The sequence below is a fragment of the Xanthomonas hyacinthi genome (assembly GCF_009769165.1).
Taxonomy (GTDB): Bacteria; Pseudomonadota; Gammaproteobacteria; order Xanthomonadales; family Xanthomonadaceae; genus Xanthomonas_A; species Xanthomonas_A hyacinthi.
Genome location: NZ_CP043476.1, coordinates 498,575 through 520,928 on the forward strand (window position 1 = coordinate 498,575; position 22,354 = coordinate 520,928).

A 22,354-nucleotide genomic window follows, 5' to 3' on the forward strand; every position below is an offset into this window, starting at 1 on the left:
TGATGCATCAAAGCGTGTCGCAGCGCTGCGCATCCGCAACGCCGGCCTGGGCCAGGCGCTGCGCGCGCGTGGCCCACATTTCCCATTCCTGCACCGCCAGCGCGGCATAGCCGCCGTCGCCGCCGGAGGCATCGAACACCGCGCGCACGCAGCGCGTGGTCACCGGCGCGAAACGCAGCGTCTGCACCCGGCCCGCGACCGCAGCGCCCACAGCCTGCGCCAGCGGCAGCCACTGCCCGTCCTTGCGGTATTCCAGATGCCAGCGCGCCGGCGGCGCCACGCCTTCGTTGGCGCCGGGCGGATGGTCGGCCCAGAACACGATGCGGCTGCGCTGCAGCGTCAGCGGCTGCGCCCAGCTGTACTGGATCCACTGCTGCGGCGGATTGTGCGCATTCCAGCTGCCCCACATCTGCGGCGGCAGCGGATTGCGCTTGACCACGCCGTCGTTGAGCGCGGCGATCCAGTACTGATGCGGGATGTCCGGGCCGTTGGAAGCGCTGGCATGGGCGTAGCGGGCGACGTTGCGCTGCAGCGGCACCGACGGCTGCGGCGCGCGCGTGGCCAGCACCGGGCGAATGCGTGCCGGCCGCTGCGTGTCGTCCCAGTCCAGCCGGTCGATCGCCACGCTGCGGCGGAAGTGGCCGCCGCCCTTGGCATCGGCGGTGTGATAGACCAGATACCACTGGCCCTTGAATTGCACGATGCCCGAATGCGAGGTGGTGGAGGACACCGGCGGCAGGATCACCCCGCGGTAGGTCCACGGCCCCAGCGGCGACGGCGCGCTGCCGTAGGCGATGCAGGCGTGATACAGCGTCGGCGTGCAGTCCGAGTCCGGCCCGGCGCGGTTGCCGGCATAGGCCATGTAGTAGGTGCCATTGCGCTTGAACAGCCATGGCGCTTCGAAATAGCCGTCCAGCGTGGTCACCGCCACCGCCGCGCCCTTGGGCGTGACCATGTCGCGCTCCAGCTCGATGCCGAACAGCTTGCCGAAGGTGCCCCAGTACAGATACACGCGGCCGTCGTCGTCGACCAGCACGGTCGGGTCGATGTTCTGGATCGTGTTCCTGACCGGCAACGACTGCGACAGGATCGGCCCTTGCGGGTGCGCGTCGCGCCACGGCCCCAACGGACTGTCGGCGACCGCCACGCCGATCGCGAACGGATCGGCGTTGGGCGAGTGTTTTTCTTCGACCGGCGCGTACAGGTAATAGCGCCGGTCCGGCCCCTGCACGATCTGCGCGGCATAGGCGCGGCCCGCGGCGGCCCAGGCGAACACCTGCTCGGGGCGCAGCAACGATGGGTAGTGGGTCCAGTTGCCGCTGCCGACATTGTCGGTCACCAGCATTTGCCAGCGCTGGATCACGAAGTCGTTGACGTCGGGCGGCGCCTCGTCGCGGCCGGCGATGATGTACAGCTTGCCGTCGGCGACCAGCGGCGCCGGATCGGCGGAATAGTCGCGGCCGTCGGCCAGGATCGGATTGCCGGCGCTGTGCACGCTGCGCGCGAGCAACGGTGCCGCCTGCGCTCCGGCAACGGCGAGCGCCAACAGCAGGCAGGTGCCGACGCGTGCGGCACGCTGCGCTGCGCGATACAGGCTCATGGCGCCACCGCCGCATCGACCACGATCTGCAGTCGCACCGGCAACTGCCCGCTGCCGCCGCGCCCCTGCGCGCTGCCGACGATGCTGCTGGTGCCCGGCGCGGCATAGGCGGCCGGCGCCAACGGCGGCCACTGCACCGGCACGCGTTCGCGCGAGCCGTCGTTGTATTGCACGCCGACGAATACCGGCAGCGCCGGCACCTGCCCGGCATGCACATGCAGCGGCGGCGGCGCCTGCACGGTGTTGATCTGGCCCGGCGCGGTGGCGCGCACCCAGATGCTGGCGCTGACCGGCAAACCGCCATCGACCAGGCCCTGCACCTGCACGCGGCCCTCGCCGGCCAACGCCGCCGCTTCGAGTTGCGGCCAGCGCACGTCCAGCCACGCCCAACTGCCGTCGGCGAAATAGCCGGCGATACGCTGCGGCAGCGCTGGCGTCTCGCCCGGCGCCACGCGCACATCAATCGGCTCGACCGCGTCGGCGCGCTCGGCGAACACCTGCCATTCGTCGATGCCGACCGCGGCGTGGCCCTCGCCCTGCGCGGCGGTGTCCAGCACCACGCGCAACGCGCTGGTGGTCACCGGCGCGAACGCCACGCGGCTCGGTTCGCCGCGCGCAGCGACTGGATAGCCGCCGCGCACGGCGATGTCGCGCCACTGCTCGCCATCGCGGTATTGCAGCTTCCACGCACGTGGCGGCGCCACGCCGCCGTCGGGCTGGTCGTCCCAGAAATACAGCGCGGCACCGTTCAAGCGCTGCGGTTGCCGCCATTGGTACTGCACCCACACCGAGGCCGGCTGCGCGCGACCCCAACTGCCCCAGCGGCGATCCGCGGACGGCGCTTGATCCGGCGCGGGCAGCAGCCCGTCGTTGAGCGCCTGCAACCGGTGATGGCCGGCGGTGACCTGCGCGCTGGCCTCGGCGTCGCCCTGCACTTCCAGGCCCTGCCCGGCCGGCGTCGGCGCGGCGACCACGGCCACGTCGGCATGGCCTTGCAACGCGCCATCGTCGGCCTGCAAGCGCAGCGTGTAGGCGCCGGGCGCAGTGAAGCGCACGCTGCTGCTGGCCGCCTGCGGTTCCTCGAAGATCGCCGCGCCGCCGGGCGGCGCCTGCAGCACGCGCCAATGCAGCGCCAAGCTGCCGTTCGGCAACGCGTCGTCGCCGACGCGGCCAACGAGACGTAGCGCGCCGCCGGCGCCATCCTGCTGCCAGGCCTCGACCTGCGGCGCCTGATTGGCCTTCACCGCCGGCACCCGCGCGCCGCTGGCATAGGCCTGGATTTCCTTGATCCCGGTGCGCAGCGTGCCGGCATGGGTCACCAGCACGCGCAGCCGCTGCACGCGCAGCGCCGGGAAGCGCACGCGGTTGCGGTTGCCCTGCGCGATCGGCGCATCGCGCACCTGGCCGGGCACGGTCTTCCAGGCATGCCCGTCGAAATACTGCAGCACGTACAGCCACGGCGGCGCGTAGCCGGCGCGGGTGCCGGAGGCAAAGCCGTGCTGCTCGCCGGGCGGCGAGGAGCTGCGGTAGAAGTACAGGCGCACGTCGTCCAGCAGTTGCGGACGGCCCAGGTCGAGTTCGATCCAGTCGCTGCGCGACGGCGACCCGACCGTGCCCCAGAACGGTTCGTTGGCGGTGCTGCCGTCCACCGCCGCGCTGGCCGGGAAACCGTCGGCGGCATAGCTGGCGCTCACCGCCGCGCCTTGCGCGAGGTTGTGCGCGGTCGCCGGCAGCGTGGTGTCCACGCCGGCGTCGGCCAGCACCGCGGTGATGCGCGCATCGGCGGCGAAGCGCACCTGCTCCGGCGCCTGCAGGGCAATGGCCTTCGAACTGACTACACGCAGCTGCGCGGCATCCGCGTTGACCGCGTCCGGCAGCGCCTGCACGCGGCCGCTGGCCGGGTCGTAGAGCACATGCGCCAGGCGATCGACGGTGAACGCCAGCTTCCCGTCCAGATACAGCGAATAGCCCTTGGGCACCGCGCCGCCGTAGTGGCGGCCGTCGCGGTCCCAGACGATGGCCAGGTCGCGGTCGCGGTAGCGCACCGCGTCGGCGGCGAAGTGATCCCAGCCGATATCGATCGGAGACAGCTCGATCCTGGCGTCGCTGCGCGGACGCAGGCCCATCGCGTCCTCGATCACGGTGAAGTTGGTCGCGCCGAGCTGGGTGTGGTGGATCCACGAGCGGTAGCCGATGCTGCCGCCGTCGGCGGCGCTGCCCTGCGCCCAGAACTCGTTCTGGTCCGGGTAGCGGTTGTCGCCGTCGATGTAGTGCGCCCAGGCGTTCCAGTACAGCAGTTTGCGGTAGCTGCCCGCGTCCAGATACGGACTGGGATAGTCGCGCAGCGCGCTGCCGAGCAGGCGGAAGGCAACGGTGGAATTGATCACCGAGAAATTGTTGCTGCCGCCGGCGCCGCGCGCCTGCCGGTCGGCCTGGTTGGCGGTGTAGAACGGGAAGATCGGATACTGCCGCGCGTCGGCGAACAGGCGCAGCGCGCGCACGTATTTCGGATCGTAGTCGGCATCGCCCTGCCGCGGCATCAGGCCGACGCTGAACGGGTAGTAGTTGTTGGTCTCCTTCCAGTCCACCGGCAGCCGCGCGCCATCGGCCTGGCGCTGCTTGAGCAGGTCGCCGTGCAGGCCCATGCCGTCGGCGCTGGCGCTGTGGTCCTGCCACAGCACGGCGAGCACGGCGCTGCGGATCTTCGCCGCCAGCGCCTGCATGCGCACAGCGGTGGCCGCATCGCCGGCGAGTTCCGCGGCCTGCGCCGCGGCCTGCGCGTTGGCGTAGACGTAGGCGCTCTCGCTGCGGTCCATGCGGATCTGGCCGTGCTGCCTGGCCCAGTCGAAGGACACCGCATCGGCGTCGTTGCCGGTCATCGCCGCCCAGTCGTACTCGATCAGGCCGTTGCCGTTGCGGTCGTAGGCACGCAACAACGCGTCCACGTCGGCGCTGGCGTAGCGCGCCAGTTGCGCCGCCACCGCCGGCGGTCCGCCGTGCAGCTGGTAGGCGCGCCAGGCGGCGGCGCTGAGGTATTGGGCGTAGGAATTGGACCAGTTCTCCGGCGCGCCGGGATTGTCCACGTACTTGCCGCCGCCGGCGGTCTCGCCGGCGCCCAGCCACGAGCCGTAGGCGTAGCTGGGATCGCGCAGGTACTTGAGGTCGTCGATGAACATGCCGGTGGTCAGCACGATCGCGTTGTCGTAGCCGAGCACGCCTTCGATCGCCACCGGGAACTGGTAGTCGTTGCCGGGCACCGCGGCGTCGAGGAAATTGAAGCGCAGCAGCCACCAGCGGTAGAACACCGTCTTGTCGATGTTGTCCTCGGGCGTATCCAGGTACGGCAGGTTGTCGGCCCACCAGCGGTTGTAGGCGACCACATGCTCGCTGTAGGCCTGCTGCGGCGACTGCGCGGCGATGCGCCGGTATTCCTGCAGCGATGCCGGCAGTTCGCGCGCGACCAGCCCGAGCTGCACCTTCAGCGTGGCCGCCTCGCCGCTCGCCGGCAGCGCCACGCGGCGCGCGATGGAGCCGCCCTCGACCGCGAAGCCGTCGCCGGACAGCCGCGGGAATACCGTGGTGATCGCATTGTGGGTGGCGAACGCGCCGGTGAGCTCGGTGCCGTCGGCATGCGTGGCCATCGGCGAGATCGCGCGCAGGGTCAGCGTGCGCGCCACGCCGTCGCTGCTGGACAGCGTGGCCTCGGCCACGGCCACGTTCTGCTCGCTGATGAACTTGACCAGGCGCAGCCGTACGCCGGCGCCGGCATCGGCGTAGACGCTGCTGAAATAGCTCGGCGTCTGCCGCCGCTGCGCGCTGTCCTCGACCAGTTGCAGCGGCTTGCCGTCGAGTTCCGCCTGCAGGCGGAACAGCGCATCGTGGCCGGTCTTGTGCGCGTAGGCGACGTCGCCGACGAAGCCCGGCTGCTGCGGCTGATGCGTGTACATGTAGGCGGCGCGGCCGCGGCTGAACAGCCAGTTGTTGCTGTCGTCGAAACCGCCGCCGGTGCCGCTGCGCGCGAGCATGCGGTCGATCCAGAAATCCTCGCCCGGCGCAGCGCCGGCGCCGGCCGCCAGGTCGGCGGCGAACACCCGCTGCAGATGCCCGCCCGGCGCGAAGGCCACGCCGCTGTCGGGGATCGGCGTCGGCGTGCCCTTGAAGCGCGGATCGCCGAGCGCGGCGTTTTCCCGCACCGCTTGCGTCGCCGACACATGTGGATCGGCCTGCGTCGGCGCACTCGGCAGCATGCCGGCGAGACCGGCCAGGGACAGCGCCAGCCATAGCGGCTGCGGCCTGCGACCGCGCCGGTAGCAATCAACCTTCGATTTCATGTCATCCCATCACAGCCGCGGATGCAGGCGCCACGGCGCGGGCTGCGTAGCAGCAGCCCTGCGCAACGGCGACCGCGATGCTCAGAACTCCCAGCGCAACTTGCCCCAGGCGTAGCGCCCGACCGTGTTGTACGTGGACGCATCGGTATTGGAGGCGTTGGAGTAATAGCCGTAGTAGAGCGGCGGCTTCTTGTCGAAGACGTTGTCCACGCCCAACGACGCGCTCAGGTGTGCCTTCTCGAACTTCCGGCTCACCGAAACATCGTGATAGATGTAGACCGGCACGCCGAAATAGACGCACGTGCCGCTGGCATCGGTGTTGTAGCAATAGCCTTCGAAGGCACTGCCGACGGTGCTGTGGCCGACGTAACGGGCCGTCCAGCTCGCATGCCACTGCGCGTAGTCCCAACCGACATTGAGGTTGGCGCGCCAGCGCGGCAGGTTGCCGCCGGTGCCGGAGGTCTCGCCGACGTAGTTGTGGCCGTCGTCGCCGACCAGGTACTCGGACATGTAGGTCGCGTCCAGGCCGAGGCGGAAATTGCCCCAGCGTTCGGTGTCCCACTGGTACTTGGTGGCGAAGTCGTAGCCGCGGATCTGCACCTGGTCGTAGTTGATCGCATACGGCACGGTGACGCTGCTCAGCTGGCCGGTGGAACTGCGTTGCACCAAGGCGCAGAAGCGCGCGTCGCCCTTGTAGCACTGCTCCAACACATAGGTGTAGTCGGTGCCGGAAATCATGTTGGTCAACTCGACGCGCCACGCGTCCAGGTTGGCCGAGAAGCCCGGCAGCCACTCGGGATCGTAGACCAGGCCCACATCGTAGGAATGGCCGGACTCGGGCTTCAGATCGAACCCGGCGTTGGCGTCGCCGGTGACGTACACCTTCATCGTCCCGGTGTTGACGAAGCTGCCGTCGGTGGGCACGTTCCGGCACGCCCCGGCCGGGGCGCCACCGGTGTAGCCCTCGCACGGATCGGTATAGCTGCCGACATCGTTGGTGCCCTGGTACGGCGAGCCGTACAGGTCGCCCAGCCCCGGCGCGCGGAACACCTGCGCGGCGGTCCCGCGCACCAGCAGGTCGGCGATCGGGCGCCACTCCAGCGCCAGCGAACTGTTGGTGGTGCCGCCCCAGGCGCTGTAGTTGGAATAGCGGCTGCCGATGTCCAGGCTCAACGAGTGCACCAGCGGCAGATCCTTCAACAGCGGCACCAGCAACTCGACATAGACTTCCTTGATGCTCTCGTCGTGGCCCTGCCGCATGATGCAGCCGTCCATGTAGTCGCAGGCGCCGAACGCATCGGCCATCGCCACCGAACTCTGCGTGCCCTGGTGGAAATCGTTCTTGCGGTACTCGGCGCCGAACGCGGCCTGCAGGTCGCCCGCCGGTAGCGCGAACAGCGTACCGTTGAGCGCCAGGTTGACGTTCTTGCTGGTGCTCTCGTCCTTCAGATCGACCGGCAACAAGGTCGAGTTCAGCGCGGCGATGGTGGCCGGATCGGACAGGTTGAAGACGTTGTCGTTCTGCATGACCTCGGCCAGCTCGGAGGTCACCGCAAAGCCATAGCGCACCAGCTTGTCCTTGTACTTGGCGTAGCCGACGCTGGCATCCCACTGCCAACTGGAATCGCCGAACGCGCCGTGCAGGCCGGCGACCAGGTTGGTCTGCGCCATCGATGAGACATACTTGCGGCTGAACAGCGGGGAACGCAGGTAGTAGTCGCTCAGATCGGAGCCGAACGGGTTGTAGGGATTGGCGGCGATGTCCACGCCGAGCGAACTGGCGCTGATGCCATAGGGCTGCAGATGCGAGGTGGTCTTGCTGTGCGTCCACAGCAGATCGACGTAGGCCTGGATGCTGTCGGTCAGATCGTAGGTGGCGCGCATGGTGAAGTTGGTGCGCTCCACCGGGGTGATCATGTACTGCGTGTCGTAGTAGTTGTACCTGTCGCCCGACTCGCTGCCGAAGGTATGGAAATCGGCGGCAGTCAGCGTGCCGGCGCCGAGGTTGCTGTTCGGGGTGAGCCTGGAGCCGTCGCTGAGCACGGCGCGGGTATTGCTACCGCTCATGCTGCCGATGACGCCGTTGGTGTAGCTGAGCTGGCTCTGCGAGAAGCTGCGATCGCGGTTGTACAGCGCGTTCTGCGAGTTGTGGCTCAGCCCCAGCATCACGCTGCCGCGCTCCCAGGTCTTGCCCCACTCCAGATCGAAATTGCGGCGGATGCCGTCGCCGTGGCCGCTGATGCCGTAGTCGGTCTCCAACGCGGCGCCGTTGTAGCCCTTCTTGAGGATGATATTGACCACGCCGCCGATGGCATCGGAGCCGTAGATCGCCGAGGCGCCGGCGGTCAGCACTTCGATATGGTCGATCATCGAGGCCGGAATCGAATTGAGGTCCACGCCCGGACTGGCGCTGACGCTGCTCGCCGGACCGCTCATGCGGTGGCCGTTGAGCAGTACCAGGGTCCGCTCCGGCCCCAGGCCGCGCATCGACACCAGCGCGCGGCCATGACTGAAGCCGCTGTTGATCGAGGTATTGGCCTGGTAGCCCGCCATCACCGACATGTTCTGCAGCAGTTCGCCGACGGTGGACTTGCCACTGTCTTCGATGCGCTGGCGGTCGATGGTGACCACCGGGCTGGCCGTCTCCACGTCCACGCGGCGGATATGCGAGCCGGTCACGGTGACGGTGTCGAGCGTGCTGGCCGCAGTATCGGTGGACCTGTCCTCCTGCGCCAGGGCGCACGGCGCGATAGCAGCAAGCGCCAACGCGGTGCCGATCGCGGCGGCCAGCGGACGCGGCCGCTGCGACCAGCGCAGGCGGATGGAAGGCGATGCAACGCGGGCAGACAAAGACGACATCGGATTCTCCTTTGGGCTGCGATGGCCACCGGTCGGCAGCCACGGCAAGCCGATCCAGGGACAGCCACGCCGAGCGCAAGCGGTCGTTGGCGAAGGGAGTGAGGCGGGACGCCGTACGCAGCAACCGCGCTGGGTGGGAGATCCCAACGCCGCTAATGCGACAACGCTAAAAGGGTCCACGGCGCTGCGTCCGGCAGCCTGTCCATCGTGCAGAAATCTCCCCCATGGATATCACCGCATGGACACAATATGCGCGTAGCGTAGTCGGGCTGTCTTGTCGTATTTATCGGCGAAACGTGCGGAATATCGCACTGAATCGCGCACGCCGGGGCATTTCTCCAACGCTTTCGCCACTCAGCCGTAGGCGGCCGCAATCGTCATTTGCCGCGCTGCGCCGGCGGGCACCCGCACGCGTTCGTTGCGCGGGCCGGACAGCGCCACCGCGCGCCCGTCGATCAGCACCTCGCGCAGCTGCGTGCCGGCCGGCACGCGCAGGGTCAGCCAGGTGCGTGCCGGCGCCTGCTCAGGCAACGCCAGCGTGCCGTCGATGCGCTTGCGCGCCGGATCGCCGCGCAGGGTCAGCGACACCGCGCCCCAGCGGGTCGGTGCGGCCTGGATCGCGATCGGCTCGCCGCTGCCCAGCCAGTCGCGCGGCAGCGCGCGCGCCAGGAACAGCTCTTCGCCGGCGCTGTCCTCGAACACCAGCATCCAGCGCAGCAGCAGCGGGATGGTCATCTGCGCCGGGATGCAGAACAGCGGCATGCCGCCGGTGATGCCGCTGACCTCGCCCGCGGTCCAGCTGCCGCGCGTATGCACGTGGTAGCGGTGCGCGTACAGGAACAGCAGGTATTCCTCGATCCGGTCCAGGCGCAACAGCTGCTGCGCGTAGCCGTAGGAAATGAAGCCGAGCAGGTCGCGCCCTTCCGGGGTGGGCGGGGCGATGTTGCCGACCACGCCCAGGCTGGTGCCGCCATGGCCGCGCACGCAATCGATGACCAGGTGCGCGAGATCGTCGGGCAGCACGTCGGCCTGCAGCAGTTCGGCGTAGGCGCGGTGCGGCCAGCCCTGTTCGCTGGGTGTCTCCTGCTGCAGCGACTGGCGGAAGGTCAGCTTCACTCCCGGCAGCGGGCCGATGTAGGGCGGGGTCAGGTCGCGGCGGATATTGGCGCGCAGGGTCTTGTGCAGTTGCGCGGTCAGTTGCTGCGCGCGCCGCCGCCACTGCGCCGCGGCGGCTTGCGCGCCCGGCCCGGCGATCGCGGTCCACACCGCGGCGATGTCCTGCCAACCACGGATCGCCAGCGCGCTGTTGGCGTAGTACGGCTTCCACCACAGGGTCGGATCCGGGAACAGGCAGGCGTCGGATTCGTTCCAACCATGGATCAGGCCGTACCCAGGCGCCTTCGCCGGCAGCTTCAGGCTGGCGTCGTGCAGTTCCAGCAGGACCTGCACCGTCGCTTCGATCTTGCCGCGGTGCTTACGCAGCAGCGCCGCATCGCCGGTGTAGCGCAGGTAGCGGGCCAGCAGCGACAGGGTCAGGCCGAACTGGCCGGTCTCCGCGCCGCGCATGTTGACCATGCCGTCGTCCTGCACGAAGTCGCTGAAATAGCCGTCCAGCACCGCCGCGGCCTGGGCGAAGCGGCCCCATTCCAGGTTCGCGTACAGCGAGCTGGTGAAGGTGTCCTGGAAGCCGTCGTATTCGTTGCCGTAGTAGTCGCGATCGACCGCGCCGTACTTCGGATAGGTGCCGCCGGGGCGTACCACCAGTTCGCGGGCGAAGGCGAAGCGCGCCATGTCGCTCCAACTGGGGTCGGGCAGCCGCGCCTGCACGGTGTCGGCGAGCAGGCCCTGCCAGTAGCCGGCGAAGGCGAGCAGGCCGCGGTAGAAGTCCTCGGCGCTGCGCGGGCCGCGCCGCGGCGGGTAGTCGGGATAGCTGTAGCCGTACACCACCTTGGTCACCTGGCCGTGCTCGACCAGCGCGCTGCGGTGCCAGGTCTGCACGATGAAGCGATCGGTGGCGAGCACGTCGGCGAACAGCAGCACGTCGTAGTAGCGGCCCGCGCCGGCCGCCACCACCTTGCGCACCGCCGGCATCCAGCCGCCGATCAGGCCTTCGTGGCGGCGTGCGACGAGGTCGGCCTTGCCCAGCTCGGGAAAGGCGTGCAGCGCGCGATAGGCGCGGGTGCGGCCGTCCGGATACACCGGCATGGTGTCGGCGCATTCGCGGGTGCCGACGAAGGTGGTCCACGGCAGGCGCCCGTTGTCGTCCTTGGGATCCAGTTGCGAGGCCGGCGGCGGCGCCGCGTCGCGCACTTCGTCGGCGCGCGGGTCGCCGTCGCGCAGCAGGCGGTCGGCGAGCAGGTCGGCCTCGGCCAGCGCCACCTCGGCCAGCTGCATGCCGAAATACGGCGCCTGCGCGGCGGGATAGACCGGTTCGGTACGCTTGCCGAGCACCAGCGCGCCGCCGGGGCCGAGCAGGGTCAGGTCGCCATCGGCGCTGCGCAGGTCTTCGTACACCTGCCACTGCGCGCCGGCGTCGACGAAGCGGCATTGCAGGGTGTGCCCGGCGAGCGCGTCGGCGGCCAGCGGCTGCAGCCGCGGCGCGGCCGGCGCTGGCGGCGCGGCGTTGGCGGGCGCGGCGATGCCGCCGGCGAGCGCTTCGACCCCGGCTACCGCGCCGACCGCCAGCCCCTGGCGCAGGAAATCTCTCCGATCCATGTCCCGTCCCCGATGAGCAATAGCGCATCATCGTGCGCTGCAGGGGCGGCGAGGTCTTGTGTGCTGTGTCGAGGACCGGTGCGGAAAATTGCATAGCTTTGGTTGGCGCAACGGTGGCTGCACCATGCTTCGCGCGTACTGTCAGGGTTAAACAAGAGCAGGTGCGCGAGGCTTCGCTCGTACCCTCATCCGCCCCTGCGGGGCACCTTCCCCCGAGAAGGGGGCCATGGTCCCGATGGGAGAAGGAACGGCCGGCTAGCCCCTCTCCCACCGGGAGAGGGGTTGGGGTGAGGGTCCGGCGCGAAGCGTCTCGCGGAGTTGGGTGCACGAGGCTGCGCCCGTACCCTCATCCGCCCCTTCGGGGCACCTTCTCCCGAGGGGAGAAGGGACAGCCGCTAGCCCCTCTCCCACCGGGAGAGGGGTTGGGGTGAGGGTCCGGCGCGAAGCGTCTCGCGGAGTTGGGCGCACGAGGCTGCGCCCGTACCCTCATCCGCCCCTTCGGGGCACCTTCTCCCGAGGGGAGAAGGGACAGCCGCTAGCCCCTCTCCCACCGGGAGAGGGGTTGGGGTGAGGGTCCGGCGCGAAGCGTCTCGCGGAGTTTGGCGCATGAGGCTGCGCACGTACCCTCATCCGCCCCTGCGGGGCACCTTCTCCCGATGGGAGAAGGGAGCGCCGTGGCCTCAGGCCAGGACGTTGAGCAGGCTGCCGATGGTGTCGTCTGCCGCGCGCAGCACCCGCGCGTTGGCCTGGAAATCGTTGCGCGCGGACAGCCCGCCGACCATGTCCTCGACCAGATCGCTGCCCTCGCCGCCCGCCGCCTGCACCTGCGCCACGACGCCGCCGCCGGCGGTTTCCTGGTTGGCCGTCACCTGCCGCTGGAAACCTTCGGTGGCGGCGTTGGCGACATTGTGCGCGCGCGCCTGCAGGCCGGCGGCGGCGGCGCGCATGCCGGACAGGGCGATCGAGGACACCGAGGCGATGGAACTCATGTGCGTTTGCTCGTCGGGCGGCCGGGTTGCGGCCGCAAGGTCAGTAGGTTCCCACGGTCACCCGCAGCACGTTAGGGATCGGCGCGCCGGAAGTTGAGCCCGTAGTCGGTCTCGTCGCCGTTCAACAGGCGCACGAACCGCCACTGCCCATCGACGTAGCGGCCCTGCTCCACGCGCAGCAGTTGCCCGTATTTGCCATCGGCACGGTCGCGCACAAATTCAACGCGGGCGTTGAAACCTGTGACCAGGAACACGTTTTGCTGCAATTCCAGCACCAGCGCGCGGCCGTCGTGCTGCGGCGTGCCGGGCAGGATCGCCGGCGCCTCGCCCCAGCCCGGCGCGCCGAACGACACCTGCGCCTGCCATGCGCCGAAGCGCAGGCTCTGCTTCGGCACCCCGGCCTTCTCGACGGCTGCCTGCAACGTGCCGGCGAAAGCGCCGGCGGCCAGTTCGCGCTGCAGCGGCGCCAGCAGGCCGAAGCCGGCCGCGTGCGCGGCGATCGCGGCCTGGTTCTCCGGCGTGTCCTCGTTGCCGTCGATGCCGAACACCGAAAAGCCGATGCCGCCGCGGCCGAGCACGTGGAAGTGGTACGGCGCAGTGGCCGCCTCGAAACCGGTCTCCGAGACCCAGGCCGGATTGTCGGCGCGCGCGTACTGGCCGATCACCTTGGTGTATTCGTCGTAGTCGCTGGTGTAGATGTCGGTGCCGATGAAGTCGATCGCCGGCGTGGCCAGCCGCCACAGCTCGAATACGTTCCAGGTGGCGCCGCCGGCCGGGTATTCCTCGCCCGGCTTGGTGCGGCCCTTGTAGCGCAGCCAGGTGTTCACGTACAGCGGCAGCGGATACGCGGCCTTGCCGGCGGCGGCGACCTGCTGGATGTAGCTGGCATTGCTCCAGGCGCTGAACATTTCCTCGGCATCGCTGCCGAACACCTGGCTCCAGTTGCCGGCCGGCTTGCCCAGCCGCTGCAGCAGCTGCGCAGGCACTGCGGCATTGAACGCACGCTCGCCGGCGGCGCCATGGTCGCGCACGGTGCCGATCGCGCCGGGTTCGTTCTGCACCTGCACCGCGATCACCGTGTAGCGGCCGGCGTCGATCTTGCGCAGGTGCTGCATCAGCGCGGCGAAGGCGCGCGCGTCGGCCTGCACGTTGGCGGCCGCATGCGGCGACAGCACATCCACCGGTTCGCCCTTGGCATCGCGCATGCGCGGATACGTGGCCGGATCGCGCTTGATCCACTCCGGCACGTAGTGCATCTGCCCGTTCTTCCAGGTACCGAACCACAGCACGATCAAACGCAGCCCGCGCGCACGGCTGTGCTCGACCAGTGCATCGACGTTGCGGTAGTCGTAGCGGCCCGGCTCCGGTTCGAACTGCTCCCAGTACACCGGCGCCTCGACCGTGTTGGCGTGCAGCGCCTGCACCGCGTCCAGCGCCTGCGGCAACACCTGCGGCCAGGCGCTGGAGTTGTGCAGCTGCGCGGCCATGATGCTGTACGGCGCGCCATCGACGAACAGCGCGTGGTGGCCGTCGCGGCTGACGTAGCGGGGCATTTCTTCGGCGTGAGCGAGCAGTGGCAGCAGCATGGCCAGCACGGCGTACCGGACGATTGACGATGCTTTATGTAGGAGCGGCTTCAGCCGCGACACCGGCGCCGGACGGATTCTGGTTTTGGAAACATCTGTCGCGGCTGAAGCCGCTCCTACAGGGATGTGCGGATGGCGGTCGGTCATTGCGCGTCTCCCGGGGAAATCGCATTCCAGCGCGGCGTCTGTGCGCCCAGCAGGTGCCGCACGAAGAAGTCGTACTGGCGCCGCTGCACATAGTCGATCGGGCCAGTAGAGCGACCCACCGAGTGCTCGCCGCCGGGCACGTTCAACAGGTCGAACTCCTTGCCGACCTTGATCAAGGCATCCACCACCTGCGCGGTCGAGGCCGGATCGACGTTGCTGTCCTGCTCGCCGACGATCAGCAGCAGCTCGCCGCGCAGCCTGGCCGCGTTGTCCACGCCGGAAGCGGCGGCGTAGCTGGCGTCCACCGGCCAGCCCATCCACTGCTCGTTCCAGCTGATCTTGTCCATGCGGTTGTCGTAGCAGCCGGCATAGGCCACGCCGACCTTGTAGAAATCCGGATGCCGTTCCAGCGCGCCCAGCGTGCTCTGCCCGCCGGCCGAGGCGCCGTAGATGCCGACGCGGGAGATGTCGTAGGACGGGTCCTTGGCCGCCAGCGCCTTGTGCCAGGCGATGCGGTCGGGGAACCCGGAATCGCCGAGGTTCTTCCAGGCCACGTCGTGGAACGCCTTGGAACGGTTGGCGGTGCCCATGCCGTCGATCATCACCACGATGAAACCCAGGTCGGCCTGCGCCTGCATGCCGATCTGCTTGTCGCCGCCGGAGTGGTAGCCGAACGGCCAGAAGGTCTTGGGCACGAAGCTGTCGTGCGGGCCGGCGTAGATGTTCTCGATCACCGGGTATGTCTTGTGCGGGTCGTAATCGCGCGGGCGCACCACCATGCCCCAGATGTCGGTGCGGCCGTCGCGGCCCTTGGCCACGAAGGTCTGCGGCGCGCGCCAGCCGGCGGCGAGCAGCTTGCCGATGTCGCCGCGTTCGACCACCTGCAGCAGCGTGCCGTCGATGGCGTGCAGCTCCATCACCGGCGGCAGGTCCGGGCGCGAATAGGTGTCCACGTAGTGGCCGCCGTCGTCGGCGATGGCCACGTCGTGGTCGGCATCGGCCGTGGTCAGCCGGGTCGGGTGGCCGCCGTCGAAATCCACCGCGAACAACTGCCGGTGGTACGGATCCTTGCCCGCATCCATGCCGCTGGCGGAAAACCAGATGCGGCGCTGCGCGTCGTCCACGCGCAGCACGTCGCGCACGATCCACTCGCCCTTGGTGACCTGCGCCTTGACCTTGCCGCTTTCGCCATCGAACAGATAGAGATGGCGCCAGCCGTCGCGTTCGGAGATCCACAGGATCTCCTTGCCGAGTCCGTCCACGTCGTGGCGGTAGCTGCGGTCGGCGTAGACGAAGGTCCTGGCGTCCTCGCCCACCGCCACGCGCGCGCGGCCGTTGGCCGCGTCCACCGCGATCGCGCGCATGCGCTGGAAACCGCGCTGCACGTAATCGAACACGAAGCTGCAGCCGTCGGTGCGCCACTGGATCGGCGACAGCTGGTACGGATTGGCGAACAGCGCAGCGTCGATGGCGATGCGCCGCGCGCCGGCGCCGGCGGACACGCCGGCGAGATCGAACAGCACCGGCCGCTCGATATCCACCGCGTCGCCGGGCTTGGGATACAGCTGGGTACGCACGCGCGGCTGGCCGCCGCCGGGCGGCGCCGCCTCCACCCGCGTCACCCGCCGCGCGAAACCCGGACGCACCTTGTATACCGCAAGCCGCTGCGAATCCGGCGACCAGGCAAGCGTTTCCGGATCGTAGAAATCGTCGGCGCGGCCGTCCTCGCTCAAGCGCAGCACGTGGCCGTCGGCGACGCTGCGCAACACGATATCGTGGCCGTCGGCGAACGCATCCCAGCGCCCGTCCGGCGAACGCCGCGGCGTGTTGTCGGCGGCCACCGCCGGATCGCGGACCACGCCGAAGCCGCGCGGCCGCGGCTGCGGACCGGCATCGGCGCGCGCGCAGACATAGTCGGCGAGCGTGCAGCGCCACGGCGCATAGTCGATCTGGAACACGATCGCGGCGTTGTCGCGGCCAGCGTCGCCCGCATAACTGAAGCGCTCGAACGGCAGCCGCAGCGCCGGGTACTCGGTCCCGGCCGCGGCGCTCAGCCCGTGCGCCAACCGCGCCGCATCGAACGCCGGCTGCTTGCTTTGAGTGGCCACATCCTCGAGTACGAAGGCGAAGCCGCCGGGCACCGTCTTGCGGTAATAGAACGTGCCGTCGTCGCGCCATTGCGCCGGCCAGGCGACGTTCTCGGTCAGCGTCATCCACGCCTCGCGCAGGCCGAGCGAGCGCTGGTAGTCGGCGGCGCTGGGCGCGGCCTGGGCGTGGCCGGCGAAGGACACCGCGGCCAGCACGATCGATGCAGCGAATCTGTTCATTACGTTCCGATATCCCCTGATACAGCGTTTTCTGTAGGAGCGGCTTCAGCCACGACAGGATGTTTCAAGCAAGCCTGTCGCGACTGAAGTTGCTCCTACAGAAGCGAGCAAACCTACTCCCCGTCGTCCTCTTCCAGCGCCAGCTGGTCGCTGCGCAGCCCGGTGCGCGCGCCCCAGTGGTAGCAGCCGAACGCGATGACCGCCACGCTCAGCGTGTCCCAGGGATGCGCGATCCGGCCGGTGCCGCCGAAGCTGCCCAGGGAGGACACCAGCAACACCAACACGAAGAACCCGATCAGCCACAGCGCGCCGCGCACCTGCCGCCACAGCTGCGCGCGTCCGGCCGCGCTCGGCAGCTTGTACAGCACGTACAGCGCGAACATCGCGACCTGCAGACCGAGCAGCCACGACAGCGTGTTCCAGGTGGACCAGTACACGATCAGCGCGGCGACGATGAACGACAGCGGGCCGAGCACGGCGAAGCCGCGCAGCAGGAACGGCCGCGGCAGCTGCGGCGCACTGCGGCGCAGCGCCGCCACGGTCACCGGCGCCACCGCATAGCTCAGCACCAGCGCCGCCGACACCACCTGGATCAGCGTCTCCCACGACGGGAACGGCAGCGTCCAGAACACCGACAGCGCCAGGCTCAGCCACAGCGCCGGGCGCGGGATGCCGGACTTGGCATCGACCCGGGTCAGCACCGACAGGAAACCGCCGCTGCGCGCCCAGCCGTAGACCACGCGCGGCGTGGCGTTCATGTAGATGTTGCCGGTGCCGCTGGGCGAGATCATCGCATCGCAGATCACCAGCGCCGCCAGCCAGCCCAGGCCCAAGGCCAGCGCGATGTCGTGGTACGGCAACGCGAACGCCTTGTCGATGCCGCCCCAGCCCTGGCTCAGGTGCGCGGCCGGCACGCTGCCCAGGAACGCCAGCTGCAGCAGCACGTAGATCACCGTGGACAGCGCCACCGACAGGATCAGCGCGATCGGGATATTGCGTTGCGGATCGCGCACCTCGCTGGCCACCGACACGATCGGGGTCAGCCCCAGGTAGGCGAAGATGATGCCGCCGGCCGAGATCGCCGCCTCCACGCCGGCCGCACCGGACGGGGCGAAGCCCTGCACGTGCAGGTTCTGCGGATTGAAGTGGCCCATCAGCAGCACGATCACCAGCACCGGCACCAGGAACTTGAACACGCTGACGATGTTGTTGGCGATGGCGAAGGTCTTGACGCTGAAATAGTTGAGCAGGAAGAACGCCACCAGCAGCGCCAACTGCAGCAGCCAGCCGGCCACGCCGGGATGGGTGCTGCCGGCCTGGTTCAACGACGGGAACCAGGCCGCGGCGTACTGCCGCGCTGCCTCGACCTCGATCGCGATCAGGCTGGAGAACGCGATCAAGGTGATGAAGCCCATCAGCCAGCCGAGCAGCGCGCCGTGCGAATACTCCGGGTAGCGCACCACCCCGCCGGCGCGCGGCAGCGCCGCGCCCAGTTCGCAATACACCAGGCCCAGCAGCAGCACCGCCACGCCGCCGGCGATCCACGACACGATGCCGGCCGGGCCGGCAATGGCCGACACATGGCTGGCCGAGAACAGCCAACCGGAGCCGAAGATCGAACCGAGCCCGATGAAGGTCAGGTCGGTCAGGCTCAGACGCTTGTGGAACTTGCCTTGTGTGGCCATGGTGCCCCCGCTGGAAAGGTTGTACCCGATTCCTAACTACCTGCAGCTGTCCCCTTCTCCCTCCGGGAGAAGGTGCCCCGAAGGGGCGGATGAGGGTACGGGCGCAGCCTCGTGTCGTTTCGACTGCATGAGGCTTCGCGCCGTACCCTCACCCCAACCCCTCTCCCGGGGGGAGAGGGGCTTGAAGCGATGCGCCCAGGTGCTTCCTGCTCCAATTGCAAGCTTCCCTGCCCCCTTCTCCCCCCGGGAGAAGGTGCCCCGAAGGGGCGGATGAGGGTACGGGCGCAGCCTCGTGTCGTTTCGACCGCATGAGGCTTCGCCCGTACCCTCACACCCCAACCCCCGCTCCGCGCCCCGGCCCGCGCCAGCGGCGCGGGCGCTCCAGAGCACGCGCGCCAGTGGCGCGCAAGCTGTGCCCTGTCGCCCCGACGGGAGAGGGGCTTTGGTCATGTCTACTGTTTTGAAGCCTCCTGCGCCCACGGCGACTTGCCACCCTCGGCGATGAAACGATCGATGCGCTGCTCCAGCACCGGCAGCGGCACCGAGCCGGTTTCCAGGATCGCGTCGTGGAAGGCGCGGATGTCGAATTTCTCGCCCAGCGCGGCCTCGGCCTTGCGCCGCAACTCGATGATCTTCAGCTCGCCCAGATAGTAGGACAGCGCCTGCCCCGGCCAGGCGATGTAGCGGTCCACCTCGGTGGTGACCTCGTGCTCGCTCAGCGCGGTGTTGTCGCGCAGATAAGCCTGCGCCTGCGCGCGGGTCCAGCCGTAGTGGTGGATGCCGGTGTCGATCACCAGCCGGCATGCCCTCCACATCTGGTAGGTCAGGTAGCCGAAGCGGTCGTACGGCGTGTCGTACAGGCCCATCTCCTGCCCCAGGTACTCCGAATACACCGCCCAGCCTTCGCCGTAGGCGGAGATGAAGGTGTAGCGGCGGAAGTCCGGCAGGTTGTCCTGCTCGGCCGCCAGCGGCATCTGCAGCGCGTGGCCGGGCGAGGACTCGTGCAGGGTCAGCGCGGTCAGGTTGTACAGCGGGCGCGACGGCAGGTCGTAGGTGTTGACCAGGTAGATGCCGGGGCCGCCGCGGCCGCCGGTGTAGAACGGCGCCAGCTCCGCCGGCACCGGTTCGATCGCGAAGCGGCGCCGCGGCAGGCGGCCGATGTAGTCGCCGACCTTGGCGTCCACCCGCTTGGCGATCCAGGCCGCGTCCTTCAGCAGCTCCTCCGGGGTCTTGGCGTAGAACCGTGGATCGGTGCGCAGGTAGTTCAGGAACGCGGGGAAGGTCTGCTGCCCGGCCGGAGTCTTGAAGCCGCTGTCGGCGATGGTCTGGTCCATCTCCTTGCGCAGGCGCGCCACTTCCTTCAGGCCGACCGCGTGGATCTGTTCCGGGGTCATGTCCAGCGTGGTGTATTCGCGGATCTGCGCACGGTAGTAGGCGGCGCCGTCGGGTACCGACTCGATGGCCAGCGCCGGACGCGTCTTGGGCAGGTAGTCCTCGCGCATGAAGCGCAGCAGCTTGGCGTAGGCGGGCGCCACCTGCTTGGCGATCGCCGCTTGCGCTTGCGCACGCAGTTGCGCCTGCACCGCGGCGGGAATCGTCGCCGGCATCTGCTTGAAGGGGGCGTAGAACAGGTTGTCCTCGCCCTGCGCCTGCGCGACTTCGGCGATCGACTCGGTGCGGCCGTCGAGGGTGACCTTCGGCTGCGCGAAACCGCGCGCCAGGCCGGCGCGCATGTTGCCGATCTGCTCGTCGAAATAGCGCGGAATGTCGGCCAGCTGGCCGAGGTAGCGCTGGTAGTCCTCGCGGCTGTGCAGGGTGCTGCGCGCGGTGAAGCCCAGGTCGCTCCAGAACGCGCTGTCGCTGTTGAACGGCATCTCCCAGGCGCGGAAACGCTGCTGGTCGAGCAGCACCTGCAACTGCTGCCGGTAGACCTGGTAGTTCACCTGGTCCTGCGCCGACAGCTGCGCCGGGTCGATCGCCTCCAGTTCGCGCAGCGCCTGCTGCCAGTAAGCGGTGCGCTGGTCCTGCGTGGCCGGATCCACCTTCGGCAAATGGTCGGCGGCCTCGCCCTGGCTGTCTTCGCCGTCGGCGCCGGCGGACTGCTGCTGGCGCCATGTCCACTCGCGCAGGTACAGCGCCTTGAAGCGTGCGCCGGCGTCGCTGCTCGCCGCGGCGGCCGCCGGTCGCGCGGGTTCGGCGGCAGTGGCCACGCCCTGCCCTGCCAGCGCGCACAGCATGGCCAGCAGCAGCGGCGCTCGGAGTCGGGAGTTCGGGCTCATTGCGGTTTCTCCGAAGTGGCGGATGCGCCGGCCTTGGCCTGCGCGATCCAGGCGTCGATGCGTGCGTCGAGCAGGTCCAGCGGCATCGCGCCGCCGCCGAGGATCTGGTCGTGGAAGGCGCGGATGTCGAAGCGCGCGCCAAGTTCGCGCTTGGCCTTCTCGCGCAGCGCCAGGATGTCGAGCTCGCCGAGCTTGTAGCCCAGCGCCTGGCCCGGCCACACGATGTAGCGGTCGGTCTCGGCCTGGATGCTGGGCTCGTCGTCGGACGGATGCGCGTGGAAGAAATCGATCATCTGCTGCCGGGTCCAGCGCTTGTAGTGCACGCCGGTGTCCAGTACCAGGCGGTTGGCGCGCAGCAGCTCGCCGGCCAGGCGACCGTAGTCGCTGTAAGGATCCTTGTAAAAGCCCACATCCTTGCCCAGGCGTTCGGCATACAGCGCCCAGCCTTCCACGTAGGCGTTGTAGCTGGATTGCTGGCGGAACGGCGGCAACGGCAGGCTCTGCGCGAGCGAGATCTGCAGGTGATGCCCGGGCACGCCTTCGTGATACGCGGTGGCCTCGATGTTGACCAGGGTGCGCTGCGCGTAGTCGCTGGTGTTGACCATCACCAGCGCCGGCTTGCTGCCTTGCGCATCGCTCTGCCAGTACTCGGCGCCCGGCGCGGTGCTGCGGAACTCGGCCATCGCGCGCACTTCCAGCGGCGTCTTCGGCAAGGTGCCGAACAGCTTGGGCAGCTGCGGCTGCATCTGCGCGATGTCGTCGCGGTAGCGCTGCAGGATCTGCTCGCGCGAACTGGCGAAGAACTTGCGGTCGCGCGCCACCGCCTTGCGCAACGCGGCCAGGTCGGCATAGCCGAGCTGCTTGGCGATGGTGCTCATCTCGCCCTCGATGCGCGCCACTTCGGCCAGGCCGATCTGGTGGATCTGCTCGGGCGATTTGTCGGTGGTGGTCTGGGTATGGATCGCGTAGCGGTAGCGGCGCTCGCCATCGGGCAGCGACCACAGCCCTTCCTGCGCGCGGCCCTGCGGCGCGTATTCGTCGGCGACGAAATCGGCCAGCTTGGCGTAGGCCGGACGCACCTGCTGGTCGATCGCCGCGAGCATCGCCTCGCGCAGGCGCGCGCGCTCGGCCGCCGGCACCGCGTCGGGGAAGGTCTTCAGCGGCAACGCGAACGGACTGTCGGCGCCGGCCGGCGCGGCGATCGCGCGCACCTGCGCCGGGATCCGCTCGAGCAGGTATTTCGGCTGCACCAGCCCGTGCTTGGCGCCGGCGCGCGACAGCGCCACGACCTGGTCGAGCAGCGCCGGAATCGCTTGCAGGCGCTTGATGTAGTCCTCGTAGTCCTTGACGCTGGCGAACGGGAACGCCTGCGCGTAACCCGGCAGCGCCAGCTGGATGCCGCCGACCGGCTCCAGCGGCATCGCGTCGTTGTTCAGCGCGATCGCCTCCAGCCGGTCGCGCAACTGGCGCAGCATCATCTGCAGGCTCAGTTGGTCCTGCGCCGACAGCGCCTTGCCGTCGATCGCCTCGAAACGCCTCAGGAAATCCGCGGTGGCCTGCTGCTCGGCCTGCAACGCCGCCGGCGAATAATCGCTCCAGCGGTCGTTGTAGCGCGTGTCGCCGATGATGCTGGCGAACTCCGGATGGTGTTCGAGCTGGTACTGCCACTGCGCGTCGAGCAAGGCGGCGAAGGCCTGGCCCGGCTGTTGCGCTGGCGCGCCCGCCGCGGCCGCCGGCTGCGGCGACGCGGGCGGCGTGGCCGGCTGGCAGGCGCCCAGCAGCGCCGCGGCCAGCGCGCAGGGGACGAACAGGCGGGCGAATTTCATCGACGGACTC

Annotated in this window: 9 protein-coding genes and 1 pseudogene; all 10 read right to left on the reverse strand. The window is 69.2% G+C overall.

Annotated elements, in window-relative coordinates:
• Window positions 1-7: 7 nt before the first annotated feature.
• A complete protein-coding gene (locus tag FZ025_RS02295) occupies window positions 8-1,600 on the reverse strand; it encodes a family 43 glycosylhydrolase (protein ID WP_046978311.1) in 1,593 nt (530 codons plus the stop codon).
• Window positions 1,597-5,931: an Ig-like domain-containing protein gene (locus FZ025_RS02300; protein ID WP_046978312.1), complete on the reverse strand. Its 4,335-nt coding sequence runs from the start codon at window positions 5,929-5,931 to the stop codon at window positions 1,597-1,599. Before FZ025_RS02300 ends, FZ025_RS02295 begins: the two co-directional genes overlap by 4 nt.
• Window positions 5,932-6,012: 81 nt before the next feature.
• Window positions 6,013-8,790 carry a TonB-dependent receptor gene (locus FZ025_RS02305; protein WP_104558657.1) on the reverse strand — a complete coding sequence of 926 codons (2,778 nt, stop codon included), beginning with the start codon at window positions 8,788-8,790 and terminating at the stop codon, window positions 6,013-6,015.
• 354 nt (window positions 8,791-9,144) lie between these two features.
• Window positions 9,145-11,505 carry a glucosidase family protein gene (locus FZ025_RS02310; protein ID WP_104558658.1) on the reverse strand — a complete coding sequence of 787 codons (2,361 nt, stop codon included), beginning with the start codon at window positions 11,503-11,505 and terminating at the stop codon, window positions 9,145-9,147.
• 680 nt (window positions 11,506-12,185) lie between these two features.
• Window positions 12,186-12,494, reverse strand: a complete 309-nt coding sequence (locus FZ025_RS02315; protein ID WP_046980888.1) for a flagellar basal body rod C-terminal domain-containing protein — start codon at window positions 12,492-12,494, stop codon at window positions 12,186-12,188.
• A gap of 40 nt (window positions 12,495-12,534) precedes the next feature.
• A pseudogene (locus tag FZ025_RS02320) lies at window positions 12,535-14,227 on the reverse strand (DUF5597 domain-containing protein).
• Complete coding sequence (locus FZ025_RS02325) at window positions 14,224-16,554, reverse strand: S9 family peptidase (RefSeq protein WP_104558659.1); 2,331 nt, start codon at window positions 16,552-16,554, stop codon at window positions 14,224-14,226. Before FZ025_RS02325 ends, FZ025_RS02320 begins: the two are co-directional and overlap by 4 nt.
• A gap of 113 nt (window positions 16,555-16,667) precedes the next feature.
• The gene (locus tag FZ025_RS02330; protein WP_104558660.1) at window positions 16,668-18,239 is read right to left on the reverse strand and encodes an APC family permease; all 1,572 of its coding nucleotides are present in this window, start codon (window positions 18,237-18,239) and stop codon (window positions 16,668-16,670) included.
• 452 nt (window positions 18,240-18,691) lie between these two features.
• Window positions 18,692-20,518 (reverse strand): DUF885 domain-containing protein, encoded by a 1,827-nt coding sequence (locus tag FZ025_RS02335; RefSeq protein ID WP_046977654.1) that lies wholly within the window; start codon window positions 20,516-20,518, stop codon window positions 18,692-18,694.
• On the reverse strand, window positions 20,515-22,344 hold the full coding sequence (locus FZ025_RS02340; RefSeq protein ID WP_046977653.1) for a DUF885 domain-containing protein: 1,830 nt from the start codon (window positions 22,342-22,344) through the stop codon (window positions 20,515-20,517). The genes FZ025_RS02335 and FZ025_RS02340 overlap by 4 nt, the downstream gene beginning before the upstream one ends.
• Between the last annotated feature and the right edge of the window lie 10 nt (window positions 22,345-22,354).